At 67.5% G+C, this 14,947-nt stretch carries 13 protein-coding genes; 9 read left to right on the top strand and 4 right to left on the bottom strand.

Going from position 1 to position 14,947, the window contains the following annotated elements:
* Positions 1 to 50 precede the first annotated feature (50 nt).
* From ydiK to BLW05_RS10365, 3 genes are all read left to right on the top strand, one after another.
* Complete coding sequence (gene ydiK / locus BLW05_RS10375; RefSeq protein WP_093162348.1) at positions 51 to 1,121, top strand: AI-2E family transporter YdiK; 1,071 nt, start codon at positions 51 to 53, stop codon at positions 1,119 to 1,121.
* A 115-nt stretch (positions 1,122 to 1,236) separates the two neighbouring features.
* On the top strand, positions 1,237 to 1,515 hold the full coding sequence (locus BLW05_RS10370; RefSeq protein WP_177142619.1) for a BTH_I0359 family protein: 279 nt from the start codon (positions 1,237 to 1,239) through the stop codon (positions 1,513 to 1,515).
* Positions 1,516 to 1,607: 92 nt separating this feature from the next.
* Complete coding sequence (locus tag BLW05_RS10365) at positions 1,608 to 2,432, top strand: ChaN family lipoprotein (protein WP_093162344.1); 825 nt, start codon at positions 1,608 to 1,610, stop codon at positions 2,430 to 2,432.
* Here BLW05_RS10365 and BLW05_RS10360 read toward each other — a convergent pair.
* Entirely contained in the window at positions 2,416 to 3,750 is a 1,335-nt protein-coding gene (locus BLW05_RS10360) for an omega-aminotransferase AptA (RefSeq protein ID WP_093162342.1), read from the bottom strand. The two genes, BLW05_RS10365 and BLW05_RS10360, sit on opposite strands and share 17 nt — an antisense overlap.
* Positions 3,751 to 3,838: 88 nt before the next feature.
* On the opposite strand from BLW05_RS10360, the gene purU reads away from it, so the two are divergent.
* From purU to BLW05_RS10340, 4 genes are all read left to right on the top strand, one after another.
* Entirely contained in the window at positions 3,839 to 4,684 is an 846-nt protein-coding gene (purU, locus tag BLW05_RS10355; protein WP_093162341.1) for a formyltetrahydrofolate deformylase, read from the top strand.
* Between the two features lie 150 nt (positions 4,685 to 4,834).
* On the top strand, positions 4,835 to 6,340 hold the full coding sequence (locus BLW05_RS10350) for an FAD-linked oxidase C-terminal domain-containing protein (protein WP_093162339.1): 1,506 nt from the start codon (positions 4,835 to 4,837) through the stop codon (positions 6,338 to 6,340).
* Positions 6,341 to 6,342: 2 nt separating this feature from the next.
* Positions 6,343 to 6,702: a CidA/LrgA family protein gene (locus tag BLW05_RS10345; RefSeq protein ID WP_093162337.1), complete on the top strand. Its 360-nt coding sequence runs from the start codon at positions 6,343 to 6,345 to the stop codon at positions 6,700 to 6,702.
* A gap of 8 nt (positions 6,703 to 6,710) precedes the next feature.
* Positions 6,711 to 7,439, top strand: a complete 729-nt coding sequence (locus tag BLW05_RS10340) for an LrgB family protein (RefSeq protein ID WP_093162336.1) — start codon at positions 6,711 to 6,713, stop codon at positions 7,437 to 7,439.
* Between the two features lie 21 nt (positions 7,440 to 7,460).
* On the opposite strand, the gene BLW05_RS10335 is transcribed toward BLW05_RS10340, so the two are convergent.
* The 3 genes from BLW05_RS10335 to BLW05_RS10325 form a co-directional block, all read right to left on the bottom strand.
* Positions 7,461 to 7,838, bottom strand: a complete 378-nt coding sequence (locus BLW05_RS10335) for a YXWGXW repeat-containing protein (protein WP_093162335.1) — start codon at positions 7,836 to 7,838, stop codon at positions 7,461 to 7,463.
* A 95-nt stretch (positions 7,839 to 7,933) separates the two neighbouring features.
* On the bottom strand, positions 7,934 to 11,233 hold the full coding sequence (locus BLW05_RS10330; protein ID WP_093162333.1) for a carboxyl transferase domain-containing protein: 3,300 nt from the start codon (positions 11,231 to 11,233) through the stop codon (positions 7,934 to 7,936).
* 4 nt (positions 11,234 to 11,237) lie between these two features.
* Positions 11,238 to 12,851 carry an AMP-binding protein gene (locus tag BLW05_RS10325; RefSeq protein ID WP_093162332.1) on the bottom strand — a complete coding sequence of 538 codons (1,614 nt, stop codon included), beginning with the start codon at positions 12,849 to 12,851 and terminating at the stop codon, positions 11,238 to 11,240.
* 75 nt (positions 12,852 to 12,926) lie between these two features.
* On the opposite strand from BLW05_RS10325, the gene BLW05_RS10320 reads away from it, so the two are divergent.
* Together BLW05_RS10320 and BLW05_RS10315 are read left to right on the top strand one after the other, a co-directional pair.
* Complete coding sequence (locus BLW05_RS10320) at positions 12,927 to 13,616, top strand: TetR/AcrR family transcriptional regulator (RefSeq protein ID WP_093162330.1); 690 nt, start codon at positions 12,927 to 12,929, stop codon at positions 13,614 to 13,616.
* A 27-nt stretch (positions 13,617 to 13,643) separates the two neighbouring features.
* Positions 13,644 to 14,894 (top strand): branched-chain amino acid ABC transporter substrate-binding protein, encoded by a 1,251-nt coding sequence (locus BLW05_RS10315; protein WP_093162328.1) that lies wholly within the window; start codon positions 13,644 to 13,646, stop codon positions 14,892 to 14,894.
* Positions 14,895 to 14,947 lie beyond the last annotated feature (53 nt).

Genomic DNA, 14,947 nt, shown 5'->3' with positions numbered 1-14,947 from the left:
CGGCCGACTTCGGTGACACTGCGAGGCGTTCCAGCAACGAGCGCCGCACCATGCCCGATATCCGATCCGACCTGGCCAAGATCACCTTCAGCGTCCTGAGCATCGCGCTCCTCATCGGCTCGTCGCTGTGGATCCTCCGCCCGTTCCTGGGCGCCACCATCTGGGCAGCGATGGTCGTGGTGGCGAGCTGGCCGGCGCTGCTGTGGTTCGAAGAGAAGCTCTGGCGCCGCCGCAGCCTCGCGGTGCTGGTGATGATGCTCATCCTGCTGCTGCTGTTCGTGCTGCCGCTGACGATGGCGATCTCGACCATCGCCGCCAACGCGGACGAGGTGTATTCGTGGGTCAAGGCGCTGATCAGCCGGGGCGCGCCCGAGCTGCCGGCGTGGGTCGGCAGCCTGCCTTTCGTCGGGCCGAGGCTGACGGCGGCCTGGAACGCCCAGGTCGCATCGGGCGTGTCCGGGCTCGAATCCCAGATCGCGCCCTATGCCAAGCAGGTCACCGGCTGGCTCTTCGCGCAGGCGGGCGTGGTGGGCGCGCTCACGCTGCAATTCCTGCTCACCGTGGTCATCGCGGGCCTGATGTACGCCCAGGGCGAGAACGCGGCGGCCACGATGCGGCAGTTCGGCCGCAAGCTCGGCGGCCAGCGTGGCGAGGACGCGGTCGTGCTGGCCGGCAAGGCCATCCGCGGCGTCGCGCTGGGCGTGGGCGTGACCGCGATCGTCCAGGCGGTGATGGGCGGCATCGGCCTCGCCATCGCCGGCGTGCCTTTCGCGGCGCTGCTGACCGCGGTGATGTTCATGTTCTGCATCGTCCAGATCGGCCCGACCCTGGTGCTGGCACCGGCGGTGGTCTGGGTGTTCTGGAGCGGCTCGACCGGCTGGGGCATCTTCCTGCTGATCTGGACCCTCATCGTCGGGACGATGGACAACTTCCTGCGCCCCTTCCTGATCAAGCGCGGCGCGGACCTGCCGCTGCTGCTGATCTTCGCGGGGGTGATCGGCGGGCTGCTCGGCTTCGGACTGGTCGGGATCTTCGTCGGGCCGGTGCTGCTGGCGGTGTCGTACACCCTGATGATCGCCTGGCTGGACGATCCGGAGCCACTTTCGGCTCCGGCCAAGTAAAAAGTCACAAAAAGATACAGGCGCATTCCTACGCTGTGACGACGGACATTGAAACTGGCGCGTTGATTGCTATCTAACGACCATGAACGCTATCGAAATCCTCACAGGACCCGCAATGCAAATGCTCTACGACTCCGACTCCTTCGTCGTCGTGCACGTGCAGCCGACCGAAGGCGATGCGCCGGTGGCGCCGAACGTCCCGGCCCTGGCGCGCCACGGCTTCGAGATCGTGGACAAGCGCTCGGGCAAGGAGGTCTACCTCGATGGCTCCTGGGCCGAGCTCTTCCAGCAGCAGATCGCCGCCTGGCAGATCAACACGCCCACGCAGGAAGAAGTCGAGGACACCCTGGAAGGCTATGCCGAGCTGGCGCATACCCCGGTCCTCGTGCACTGACGCCGTCTCAACTTCGTGACAGGAGCGCTTCGGCGCTCCTTTTCGTTTGCGGCCGGGCCGCCCGCCCGGCCCGGGGCGCGGCATAGTACGGCATGCCCATCCTCCGCACCCGCGCGCTCCGCCGCCTCGTACCGCTCGTCGGCGCCGTCATGCTCACGGCCTGTGCGAGCTCGCCGCCAGCCGATGCGCCGACCGCGCGCCGCATCGACGCATTGATGCCGGTCGACGCGCTGCTCCTCGGCGAACAGCACGACGCGCCGGAACACCAGGTGATCGAGCGCGAGACCGTCGAGGCGCTCGCCGCCAGGGGCCAACTGGCCGCGCTGGCGATCGAGATGGCCGAGGAAGGCAACGCCACCGGCTACCTGCCGTCCGATGCGACCGAGGAGCAGGTCAAGACCGCCCTCGGCTGGAACGACAATGCCTGGCGCTGGAGCGCCTACGGCCCCGCGGTGATGGCGGCCGTGCGGGCGGGCGTTCCGGTCGTCGGCGCCAATCTGCCGCGCGAGCACATGAAGGACGCGATGGCCGATGTGTCGCTCGACGCCCAACTGACGGACGAAGCGCGCGCCGCCCAGCAGCAAGCCGTGCGCGCCGGCCATTGCGACCTGTTGCCCGAATCCCAGATCGTGCCGATGACGCGCATCCAGATCGCCCGCGACCGGGCCATGGCGCAGGCGATCGTCAAGTCGCGCGCGCCGGGCAAGACCGTATTGCTGGTGAGCGGCGCCGGGCACGCCAACAAGGCGCTCGGCGTGCCGCAGCACCTGCCGACCGACGTGTCGGTGAAGGTGGTGCAGATGCAGGCCGGCGCGCCGCGCGACACCGCCAGCGTCTTCGACGCCGCGTGGCCCACGCCGCCAGTGCCCGAGAAGGACTACTGCGCCGACGTCCGCCCGGTCAGGCGTGCTTCTTGATGGCGTCCGCCAGCGTGTTGACCAGCGTGTCGATGTGCGACTTCTCGACGATGTACGGCGGAGCGATCACCAGCACGTCGCCCGCCGGCCGGACCAGCGCCCCCTTGTGGAAGCAGTCCAGGAAGATGTCGTAGGCGCGCTTGCCCGGCAGGCCCGCGACCGGCGCGAGCTCCACCGCCGCCGCCAGGCCCAGGCTGCGGATGCCGACGACGTTCGGCAGGCCCTTGAAGGTGCTGTGGAAGGCATCGCCCAGCACCTTGCCCATCTCGCCTGCGCGCTGGAAGAGCTGCTCCTTCTGGAACAGCTCCAGCGTCGCGATCGCCGCCGCGCAGGCGACCGGGTGGCCGGAGTAGGTGTAGCCGTGGAAGAACTCCACCACGTGCTCCGGCGCCGAGGTGTTCATCATCGCGTCGTAGAGCTTGTCGCGGCAGATCACGCCGCCGAGCGGAATCACGCCGTTGGTCACGCACTTGGCGAAGTTCAGCATGTCCGGCACCACGCCGTAGTAGTCCGACGCGAAGTTGGTGCCCATGCGCCCGAAGCCGGTAATCACCTCGTCGAAGATCAGCAGGATGCCGTGCTTGTCGCAGATCTCGCGCAGCTTCGTGAGGTAGCCCTTGGGCGGGATGTACCAGCCGGCCGAACCGGCGATCGGCTCCACGATGATCGCGGCCACGTTGCTCGGGTCGTGCAGCGGCAGGATGCGCAGTTCGAGGTCGGCCAGCGCATCCTCGGCCCACACCGGCTCCTCGTTGTGGATGTAGGCATGGTTCACCGGGTCGTGGATGAAGCGCATGTGGTCCACCCGCGGCAGGAAGGCCGAGCCGAACACCTTGCGGTTGCCCGGAATGCCGCCCACCGACATGCCGCCGAAGCCCACGCCGTGGTAGCCCTTCTCACGGCCAATGAAGACGTTTCGGTGCCCTTCGCCGCGCGCGCGGTGGTAAGCCAGCGCCACCTTCAGCGAGGTATCGGCCGCCTCGCTGCCCGAGTTGCAGAACAGCACCTTGTTCAGGTCGCCCGGCGCCATCGCGCTGATCATCTCGGCGGCCCGGAAGGCCTTGTCGTTGCTCACCTGGAAGGCGGTCGCGTAGTCGAGCGTGTCGAGCTGCGCCTTGATCGCCTCGTTGATCGGCTTGCGGTTGTGTCCCGCGCCCACGCACCACAGCGAGGAGATCCCGTCGATCACCTTGCGCCCGTCGTGCGTGGTGAACTCCATCCCGTCCGCCGCCACGAAGACGCGCGGGTCCTTCTTGAAGTGGCGGTTGGGGGTGAAGGGCAACCACTGGTTGTCCATGCTGAAGTCGTTGTAAGCCATATCACTCCTCTCGGATGAGTTCCTGCCGGAAAAGGGCATTTTGGCACCGGCATCCGGTTTCGGGCTCCCTGCGACAATTGCCGGCGTTATGACCTCCGCGTACATCCTCACCCTCTCCTGCCCCGACCGCACCGGCATCGTCCATGCCGTCTCCGGTTTCCTGCTCGAACGCGAGGGCAACATCGAAGAAGCGGCGCAGTACAACGACCACGGCACGGGCCTGTTCTTCATGCGCGTGCGCTTCGCATGCGACCAGACCGAGACCTCGCTGCGCGAGCAGATCGCCGACCTCGCATCGAAGTTCGGCATGCGCTGGAAGCTCTACCCGGCCGCCGAGCCGATGAAGACCGTCATCATGGTCAGCAAGGAAGGCCACTGCCTGAACGACCTGCTGTTCCGCTGGAAGAGCGGCCTGCTCGCCATCGACGTGCGCGCGATCATCTCGAACCACCGCGACTTCTACCAGCTGGCGGCGAGCTACAACGTGCCGTTCCACCACATTCCGGTGACCGCGGCCACCAAGGCGCAGGGCGAAGCGAAGCAGCTGGAGATCATCGAGTCCGAAGGCGCCGATCTCGTGGTGCTCGCGCGCTACATGCAGATCCTGAGCAACGACCTGTGCACGCAGCTCGCGGGCCGCGCGATCAACATCCACCACTCCTTCCTGCCCAGCTTCAAGGGTGCCAAGCCCTACTACCAGGCGCACGACCGCGGCGTGAAGCTGATCGGCGCCACCGCGCACTACGTGACCGCCGATCTCGACGAAGGCCCGATCATCGAACAGGATGTCGAGCGCGCCGACCACACCGACACCGTCGAAGACCTGACCGCACGCGGCCGCGACACCGAAAGCCAGGTGCTGGCACGCGCCGTGAAGTGGCACAGCGAGCACCGCGTGTTGCTGAACGGTCACCGGACCGTGGTTTTCAAGTAGAAAAGGGCTCACCCCCAGCCTCGCCCACTTCGTGTGGCTCTGGCACCCCCTCACCGGGGGGCAATCCCGGCGGCCCGGCAAAGCCGGTTCCGCGGGATTCCTGGAATGAAGCCGCGACTCTTGCCTTTTCTTTGGCGTAGAGTCATCGTCATGAACGCGCCCACCACGCCTCTCCAGCAATCGGCGCTGGAAACGTCCGATCGGCAGTCCCGGGTCGTCCAGGCGCTGCAGCCGCACCTGCCGGCCCATGCGCTGATCTGGAACGCCGAGGACACGGTGCCCTATGAGTGCGACGGGCTCACCGCCTACCGCCAGCGCCCGCTGGTGGTTGCACTGCCGGAAACCGAAGCGCAAGTCGCTGCCGTGCTCAAGGCCTGCCACGCGCTCGGCGTTCCGGTGGTCGCGCGCGGCGCCGGCACCGGCCTCTCGGGCGGCGCCATGCCCAACGCGATGGGCGTGACGCTCTCGCTCGCCAAGTTCAACCGCATCCTCAAGATCGATCCGGTAAGCCGTACCGCCGTCGTGCAGTGCGGCGTGCGCAACCTCGCGATCAGCGAGACGGCGTCTCCCTTCGGCCTCTACTACGCACCCGATCCATCGAGCCAGATCGCCTGCACCATCGGCGGCAACGTGGCCGAGAACTCGGGCGGCGTGCACTGCCTGAAGTACGGGCTGACCCTGCACAACGTCTTGCGCGTGCGCGGCTTCACCGCGGAAGGCGATCCAGTCGAATTCGGCGGAGAGGCGCTCGACTGCGCTGGCCTCGACCTGCTGCCGCTGGTCATCGGCAGCGAGGGCATGCTCGCGGTCACCCTCGAAGTCACGGTCAAGCTCGTGCCCAAGCCACAGCTGGCGCGCTGCATCATGGCCAGCTTCGACGACGTGCGCAAAGCCGGCGATGCGGTCGCGGCCGTGATCGCCGCCGGCATCATCCCCGCCGGCCTCGAGATGATGGACAAGCCGATGACCGCCGCCGTCGAGGACTTCGTGCACGCCGGCTACGACCTCGAAGCCGCCGCCATCCTGCTGTGCGAATCCGACGGCACGCCCGAAGAAGTCGAAGAAGAAATCGGCCGCATGACCGACGTGCTGCGCGGCTGCGGCGCCACCGCGATCGCGGTGAGCGAGAACGAGGACGAACGCCTCAAGTTCTGGAGCGGCCGCAAGAACGCCTTCCCGGCATCGGGTCGCATCAGCCCCGACTACATGTGCCTGGATTCGACGATCCCGCGCAAGCGGCTCGCCGACATCCTGCTGGCCATCCAGGACATGGAGAAGAAATACAACCTGCGCTGCTGCAACGTCTTCCATGCGGGCGACGGCAACCTGCATCCCCTGGTGCTGTTCGATGCGAACGACCCTGACGAGCTGCACCGCTGCGAGCTGTTCGGCGCCGACATCCTCGAGACCAGCGTCGCGATGGGCGGCACGGTGTCGGGCGAGCACGGCGTGGGCGTCGAGAAGCTCAACAGCATGTGCGTGCAGTTCACGCCCGAGGAGAACGAGCAGATGTTCGGCATCAAGCGCGCGTTCGATCCGGCCGGTGTGCTGAACCCCGGCAAGGTGATCCCGACCCTGCAGCGCTGCGCCGAGTACGGCAAGCAGGTCTTCCGCGCCGGCCAGCCGCAGCCCTTTGCGGACCTTCCGCGTTTCTGAGCATGAAGGGACTGCAGGGGCTGGCCTGGCTGCTGGTGTTCCAGTCGATCGGCGAGGTTCTTTCGCGCGGGCTTTCGCTGCCTTTCCCGGGCCCGGTGCTCGGCATGATGCTGATGCTCGTGGGTCTGCGCTTCGCGGTCGTTCGCGAGCCGGTGGCCGAATGCGCGGGCTTTCTGCTCACACACCTGTCGCTGCTCTTCGTGCCGGTCGGCGTCGGCGTGATGACCCATCTCGCGCTGCTCAGCCAGTACGGCGGGCGCATGCTGATCATCATCGCCCTGTCGACGTGGATCGGGCTCGGCGTCACCGCGCTGGTGCTCTGGTGGCCGGACCGCAAGAGCGAACCGCAAGACAAGCCCTGAGGACCCCTGTGCCGCGCTTCGTCGAACTCTGGATCTATCTTTCCGCCACGCCGCTGTTCGGCCTCACGGCGACGCTGGTTGTCTACCTGATCGCGACCGCGGTGTACGCACGGCTCGGCGGCGCCCCCTGGGCCAACCCGGTGCTCTGGTCGGTGATCGTGCTGGCCGGCGGCCTTTTGCTCACGCGCGTGGACTACCAGACCTACTTCGCGGGTGCGCAGTTCATTCACTTCCTGCTCGGCCCGGCGGTGGTCGCGCTCGCATGGCCACTGTGGCAGCGTCGCGCCGAACTGCGCGCGCGCTTCGGGCGACTGCTGCTCGCGTCACTGCTCGGAGGCGCAGCAGCTGGCGGGTCGGCCGTCGCCCTCGGATGGGCGTTCGGACTGCCGCACGACGTGGTGCTGTCGCTCGCACCGAAGTCGGTGACCGCGCCGGTTGCAATGGGCATCTCGGAAAAGATCGGTGGCATTCCCGCGCTCTCGGCGGTGTTCGCGGTGCTCACCGGGATGATCGGTGCACTGTCGGGCAAGTACCTCTTCGACATGCTGCGGATCAGCACCAGCCCGACCGGCTTTGCGGCGCGCGGCTTCGGCCTGGGCACTGCCGCGCACGGCATCGGCGCTGCACGTGCAATGCACGTCAACGCCGATGCGGGCGCCTACGCGGGGTTGGCGCTGGGCATGCAGGTGGTGTTGGCCGCACTCCTCATGCCCCTGGTCTTCCGCCTGTTCTTCTAGGAACGCGGCCCGGCGGAAGCGTCAGCTCCTGTTGGGATCGTTGGGCCGGCGGTCGTACCGGTTCGGCACGCCGTCGTGGTCGTTGTCCCAACGGCCGGAGTGGTATTCCCAGCGGCCCTCGTGCTCACGCCATTCCGGTGCGCGGTAGGCATAGCCAGGCTTTTCACGCATCCAGCTGCCGTTGCTCCACACGTAGCGATGGCCGTTCCATTCGTAGTGACCCGGTGCCCAGACATAGCCCCGGCGCGGCGGCGGAACAGGTTCATGACGCGGCGGCGGCGGCGCGACGTGCACCGAGACCACCGGCTGCGCCATCGCGCCGGTCGGCGCAACGACCGCAGTGCCGATCGTCAGAAAAGATGCGGCTCCCATGACCAGGGTGACAGCGAGTTTTTTCATGGAGGACTCCTTTTGAGTTGCTGGAGCCTTCATCCTCCATGCCCCATGTGAACTGCTTGTAAGCCTGTGACGAAGTGTTGTGTAGAGCTGTGACCTCACCAGGTGTCGACGTAGGCCGTCGCCTCTCGCTTCGAGGCCGCCGTCGACGCCAGGCCCCGCACCAACCAGGCGCGCGTGTCGGCAGGATCGATCACCGCATCGATCTCCAGCGTCTGCGCCATGTGCATCGCCTCGCCGTTCGCGTACTGCTGCGCGACGAGCGTCTTGAACAGCGCGTCGCGCTCCGCCCCTTCGGCGGCGGCTTCGAGTTCCTTGCGGAAGCCGAGCCGCACAGCGCCTTCGAGACCCATCGCGCCGAACTCGCCGGTCGGCCACGCGGCGGTGAACACCGGCGCATCGAAGCCCCCGGCGGTCATCGCCTGCGCGCCGAGCCCGTAGCCCTTGCGCAGCACCACCGCGAAGTACGGCACGCGCAAATGCGATGCCACCATGAACATGCGGCACACGTGACGCACCTGCGCCTGCGCCTCCACCTCCGGGCCGACCATGAAGCCCGGCGTGTCGCAGAGCGAGACCAGCGGCAGTCCGTGCGCATTGCACAGCTGCATGAAGCGAGCCGCCTTGTCCGCCGCCTCGACATCGATCGCGCCGCCGAGATGGTGCGGGTTGTTTGCCAGCAGCCCGACCGGCTTGCCTTCGATCCGCGCGAGCGCGGTCACGATGCCTGCGCCGAATCCGGCGCGCAGCTCCAGCAGCGAGCCCGTATCGACCACGCCGCGCATCGCCGCGCGCACGTCGTAGACGCGCAGCCGGTTCTCGGGCACCGCATGGCGCAATGCGCGCTGATCGGCGCATTCCCAGTCGCTCGTCGGGCCCTGGAAGTACGAGAGGTACTGCTTCGCCGCCGCGACCGCTTCGGCCTCGTCTTTCACGAGGATGTCGATCACGCCGTTGCGCGACTGCACGCTGCTGGGCCCGATCTGCTCCGGCGCGAAGGTGCCGAGCCCGCCGCCCTCGATCATCGCGGGGCCGCTCATGCCGATGTTGCTGGCCTCGGTCGCGACGATCACGTCCGCGCAACCCAGCAGCGCCGCATTGCCCGCGAAGCAGCGCCCATGGACGATGCCGACGACCGGCACCTTGCCCGACAGCGCCGCGAACTGGCTGAAGGTGTGATTGTTCAGCCCCGCCACGATCGGCATGTCGGTATCGCCCGGTCGGCCGCCGCCGCCCTCGGCGAACAGCACCACCGGCAACTGCAGCTGGTGGGCGATGCCCAGCATGCGGTCGGTCTTGTGGTGATTGCGCATGCCCTGCGTGCCGGCGAGCACGGTGTAGTCATAGGACATCACCACGCAGCGCGACTTCTCCGCGCCGAACTGCTTCGCGTTGATGCTGCCGATGCCCGTCACCATGCCGTCGGCCGGCGTGTTGGCGATCAGGTCTTCGAGCGAGCGGCGGCGCGTCTGCGCGGCGATCGCCAGCGCACCGTATTCGGTGAAGTTGCCCGGGTCGTCGGCCAGCGCGCACAGGTCCGCGATGTTCTCGCGCGCTGTGCGGCCGCCCTGTGCATGGCGCTTTGCCACGGCAGCGGCGCGGCTTGCATCCAGCGTGAAGGCGTGGCGATCGATCACCTTCTGCAGATCGGGGCGGATGGCGTCGAGATCCTGCTCGGCACGCGCCTCGGCTTCGACCGAATGCGCATCGACCGGCTCGAGCTTCACCAGCGACTGGCCTTCGACGAGGTAGTCGCCCGGCTCGGCCAGCAGCGCGACCACGCGGCCGGCGGCGGGCGCATGCAGCAGGTGCTCCATCTTCATCGCTTCGAGCACGCCGATCTGGGCGCCGGCCGGCACGACATCGCCGACGTCGACTTCGAACTGCACCAGCTTCGCGGGCATCGGGGCCTTGATGCGGAGGCCGTCCTCGTCGTCCGGCTGCATGCGCGCGTCGGCCGGGACGGCTGCGGGCCGCGCGTGCTTCGCCGCCGCGACGTCGATATGCGATGCGGATGCCAGCAGGTCCGCCAGGTGCGCTTCGACGAATCGCGTGTGCACCGCCTGCGTGGCGAACTCGGGCCGCGTGCCGATCGCGCGAAGAAGCGACAGATTGGTCGCGATGCCGTCCACATGACACTCTTCGAGCGCCCGCAGGGAACGCCTGAGGGCATCGGCGAAACGCGGCGACGACGAATGCACGATGAGCTTGGCGAGCAGCGTGTCGTAGTGCGGCGAAGGCGCAAGGCCCGCATAGCCGTGCGAATCGACCCGCACCCCCGGCCCGGCCGGCAGATCGAAGCGCGTGAGCGTGCCGCCGGAAGGGCGGGCATTGCCTTGCGCATCGAGCGTCTCGGCGTTGATGCGCCACTGCACCGCAAAGCCGCGCTGCGCCGCGGTACGCGTGGTGTCGATGCCGAGGTCCGCGAGCGTCTGACCGCTCGCGACGCTCACCTGGAGCTGCACCAGATCGAGACCGGTCACCGCCTCGGTCACGGTGTGCTCGACCTGCAGGCGCGGATTGGCTTCGATGAACACGCAGGGCAGCGACGCCGAGTGCTCGTCGACGAGGAATTCGAAAGTGCCCAGGCCCTGGTAGCCCACCGCCTTCGCCATGCGCAGCGCGGCCTGCGTGACCTTGTCGCGCAGCGATTCAGGCAAGGAAGGGCTGGGCGCGATCTCGACCAGCTTCTGGAAGCGGCGCTGCAGCGTGCATTCGCGCTCGCCCAGGCTCGCGACCGCCTGGCCGTCGCCGAGCACCTGCACTTCGATGTGCCGCGCGTTGCGCATCAGGCGCTCGACATAGACGCCTTCGACGCCGAACGCGGCCTTGGCTTCGGACATGCAGCGCGCATGCGCCTCCGGCAGATCGTCGGCGTTCAGCACCGCGCGCATGCCGCGTCCACCACCGCCGCCGATCGCCTTGACCATCACGCCGGCGCCATCGGCCTGCTGGGCCGCGAAGAAGGCCTGCGCCTCCGCGAGCGTCACCGCGCCCGCACTGCCGGGCATCACCGGCACGTCGCACTGTTCGGCCAGCGCCCGCGCACGAGCCTTGTCACCGAAGAGCGAGAGCTGCTCCGGCGTGGGGCCGATGAAGCACAGCCCCGCATCGGCGCAGGCCTGCGCGAAGTCGGAGCGCTCGCTCAGGAAGCCGTAGCCCGGATGAACCGCATCGCAGCCCTGCTCGCGCGCGATGGCGATCAGCGCGGCCATGTCGAGATACGCCGACGGCCCGGTCGCCGACAGGGGAACCGCGACATTGGCCAACTGCACATGCAGCGCCGCCGCATCGTCCTTGGCATGCACCGCGACACTCGCAATGCCGAGATCGCGCAGCGCGCGCACCAGTCGAACCGCGATCTCGCCGCGGTTGGCAATCAGAACTTTTTTCAGCATTCGGTCAGTCCTTCAGCAGCCGGCGCAACACCTTGCCCGCGCCAGTGGTCGGCAATGCGTCGATGAAGCGAACCACCCGCGGCGCCTTGTAGGTCGCCATGTTCTCGCGCGACCACGCGACGAGCCCATCGGCATCGATATCGGCGCCCGGCTTCTTCACGATGAAGGCCTTGACCACTTCGCCCTTCTCCGCGTCGGGCTGCGCGACGACGGCTGCCTGCGCCACCGCCGGGTGCTTGATCAGGATCGTCTCGACTTCCTCGGGGAACACGCTGTAGCCCGAGACCTTGATCATTTCCTTGAAGCGGCCGATGAAGGTGAGGTAGCCGTCGGCATCGAGCTTGCCCATGTCGCCGGTGTGCACCCAGCCGTTGCGCAGGGTCGCGGCAGTGGCCTCCGGCTTGTTCCAGTAGCCCTTGAAGGTGCCTGGGCTCGCGAGCACGATCTCGCCGATCTCGCCGGTCGGCTTGTCCGCGCCGGTGTCGGGATCGATGATGCGGATGGTCACGCCCGGCACCGCGACGCCCTGCGTTCCCCAGCGCGGCGCATGGTGCGGCGTGTAGGTGTCGCAGGTGTGGCTTTCGCTCAGCCCATAGGCGGCTTCGAACGAACTGCAGTTCGGCGCGTTGCTGCGCCACTGCTGCGCCAGCGGTTCGGTGAAGGCGATGCCGAAGCTGGTGACCGGATTCATGCGCAGGCTCGACAGATTCATGTCCGCGATGCCCGGCACCCGCATGCACGCGACGTTCATCGGCGCGATGCTGTACCACCAGGTGACCTTGTAGCGCTCGATCGCCTGCAGGGCGGCGCGCGGCTCGAAGCGATGCATCAGCACCGATGTCGCGCCGGTGAGCACCGGCACGTTCACGCCCATCAGCATGCCGGCGATGTGATAGAGCGGCGCGATCGACAGCAGCACGTCGTCGCCATCGACGCCGTTGCAGTCCGCCGCTGCGCGCGTCTTGAAGAGCGCATTGCCGTAGCTCAGCATCGCCCCCTTGGGCAGGCCGGTGGTGCCGGAGGTGTAGGTCATGAGCGCCACGTCGTCGAGCGATACGTCCTCCGGCGCAGGTCGCGCGCCGCTCCCCATCACCGCGAGGAAGTCCTCGCACCCGGCGGGCACGCTGCGCGTTTCGCCCTGGGCCGCAGACAACTCGGCGGGAAGATCCAGCGTCGAGGACGAGGGCAGAAGGTCGGCGTAGTGCACGACGAACACATGCTCGAGGGCGCTCGCGGCTCGCACCTTGTCGACCACCGGCAGCAGCGACGATGCCGCGACGATCACGCGCGCCTTGAGGTCGTTGACCTGGTAGGCCAGCTCGTGCTCCTTGTTGAGCGGGCCGCTCGGGCAGACGATCGCGCCGATCTTCTGGATGCCGTAGTGCGCGACGAGGTACTGCGGGCAGTTGTTGAGGAACAGCACCACCGGCTCGCCCTTCCTGACGCCGATCGCCTGCAGGCGAGCCGCGAAGGCGTCGCTCGCCGCATCGAGCTCGGCGTAACTGGTCGTGTGCCCATACCAGATGCAGGCCGGATGATTTCCGCGCTCGCGCGCATGCGTGCGGAGGTACTCGTGCAGGGGCTGCTGCGGGCGGTCGGGAAGCTGGGTTGTCTCCATGGCGTCACTCTCACAGGGTTATCGATAGGGTTGGCCGCTTGCCAATCGCCGCATGGTGCACGAACAATCCTACCCATGGGTATAACTTCGGCGACACCGCACAAACCCTCTGGGCAAGCCCCTCCGCCCGCCGCTCGGCCCGATCGGCCGCAGGGCACGGGCCGGCAGCGCACCGCCACCGCGGGCACCGACGTGCAGCGCGAGCGCATCCTGCAGGCGGCCGCCCAGCTCTTCGCGGCGCAGGGCTACGCCAACACCACGATGGCGCAGATCGTGCGCGCGCTCGACGCAACCAAGCCCTTCGTCTACTACTACTTCCGCGACAAGCAGGAGATCTTCGAGACGCTGTCGTGGCGGCCCGCGGTCGACTGCTTCACCGCCCTGGACTTCGCCGCGAACGATCCGCGGCCCGCGGTCGACAAGGTCAAGGATGGCATCGAGCGGCTGATCCGCGCGACCATCTCGCACTACCCCTGCGCCTTCTTCGCCTACAAGGAGCCGCAGGTGTACCGCCCCGAGTACCTCGAGGCGCAGAAGAAGCTCGCGCATCACTTCTACGACCAGCTCTTTCCGCTGCTGGAGCAGGCGCGCAGCGATGGCGACCTCGACTTCGACGAAACCAAGATCACCGCGTTCGCGGCGTTGAGCCTGCCGGGCTTTCTCTTCAGTTGGTACAAGCCCGATGGCCGCTTCACGCCGGAAGAGATGACGGCCGAACTCTCGAAGCTCGCATGGCGCGTGATCGGCCTGCGCGAGCGCACCTGACCTTTCCACCCTACCGGAGACAGTTCAATGAAGTTCCCCCTTCTGCTTGCGCCCGTGGCGGCCGCGGCGCTCCTTGGCATCGGTTCCGCGCACGCGCAGCAGCAGACCTACAAGATCGCCTACATCGACCCACTCTCGGGGCCCTTCGCGAATGTGGGCGAACTGATGCTCACCCACACCCAGTTCGCGATCGAGGACATCAACGCCAAGGGGGGCGTGCTCGGCGGCACCAGGCTGCAGTTGCTGCAGTTCGACAGCAAGCTCTCGGCGCAAGAAAGCCAGAGCGCGCTGCAGGCGGCGATCGACCAGGGTGCGCGTGCGATCGTCACCGGCGGCTCGGGCTCGTCGGTGGTGAGCGCGATCGTGCAGGCAGTCAACAAGTGGAACCAGCGCAATCCAGGCAAGGAGCTGCTGGTGCTCAACCACTCGTCGATCGATCCCGAACTCACCGGCAAGCAATGCAGCTTCTGGCACTTCCAGACCGATGCGAACACGTCGATGAAGATGAAGGCCATCGCCAACTACATCAAGAAGACGCCGGAAGTGAAGAAGGTCTACCTGCTCAACCAGGACTACGCGCACGGCAAACAGTGGGCGAGCTACGGCCGCCAGCTCGTCGGCCTCGCGCGACCCGACATTCAGTTCGTCGGCGAGACGCTGCACCCGATCGGCCGCGTGAAGGACTTCGCGCCGTATGTCGCCAACATCCGCCAGTCGGGCGCCGATTCGGTGATCACCGGCAACTGGGGGCAGGACATGACGCTGCTGCTCAAGGCCGCGGGCGACGCGGGCTACGACCTGCACTACTTCAACCACAGCGCCGGGTCGGTGCCGGGCACGGTGCTCGCGGTGTCGCAGGCCAAGCTCGGCCAGCTCACCTGGGTGGCCGAGTGGCATCCGGGCCAGGCCGATTCGCCGAAGGTCGACGCGCTCGCCAAGGCCTACAAGGCCAAGACGGGCAAGGACTTCCTCGCACCGCGCATCGAGATGACGCCGCGCCTGCTGGCCGCCGCGATCAACAAGGCCGGCAGCATGGACACGCCGAAGGTGGCGCACGCGCTCGAGAACCTGAGCTTCGATTCGGTGGTGGGCCCGGTCCGCATGCGCGCCGAAGATCATCAGCTGCTGATCCCGCAGGTGGTCAACACCATCGCGCCGGTGGACGGCAAGACGGTGAAGGTCGGATGGGAGGGCACCAACTACGGCTTCCGCACCGATGCCGTCTACAGCGGCAACGAGCTCGCCCAGGGCACGGACTGCAAGATGGCGCAGCCCTGAACGTCATGACGCGGTGGCGTTAGTGCTGTACCGTTAGGTACCGCACACCCGGA

Origin of the sequence: Variovorax sp. YR216 (assembly GCF_900107745.1) — a bacterium.
Taxonomy (GTDB): Bacteria; Pseudomonadota; Gammaproteobacteria; order Burkholderiales; family Burkholderiaceae_C; genus Variovorax.
This window is presented reverse-complemented; position numbering and strand designations above follow the sequence as displayed.